Origin of the sequence: Hydrogenophaga sp. (assembly GCF_031426985.1) — a bacterium.
Taxonomy (GTDB): Bacteria; Pseudomonadota; Gammaproteobacteria; order Burkholderiales; family Burkholderiaceae_C; genus Hydrogenophaga.
Genome location: NZ_JASJOY010000036.1, coordinates 1 through 302 on the forward strand (window position 1 = coordinate 1; position 302 = coordinate 302).

1 pseudogene is annotated in these 302 nt (G+C 70.5%); it reads right to left on the minus strand.

Annotated features, from left to right (window positions below):
* Window positions 1-22: 22 nt before the first annotated feature.
* Window positions 23-302 (minus strand): annotated as a pseudogene (locus RMP09_RS04730) (sodium:proton exchanger); the annotation flags it as partial.

Below are 302 nucleotides of genomic sequence, written 5' to 3' on the forward strand. Positions count from 1 at the left end.
CGACGCCTCAAGGCCTCGGTCCTCAGCGATCGGGTTCGGTCTCGGCCACCGGCCGGTAGCCCCTGTTCCTCACGCCCTGGACGATCTGTTCGATGTCCCCCGGCGCGACGTGCAGCATGTGCAGTGCCGTCGCCCCGAGTCGCAGACTGGCCTCGATCGCCTCGGGATGGGCATGGGCTGCGCCGGCCGCCACCAGCTGGCCACTCTCGTCCAGACTGCGCGCGCGTGCGATTACTGGCACCTGCGGGCAGGCCTTGCGTAGCAGGCTCATGGCCTTGAGCGCCGTGGCCGCCTCGTCGACG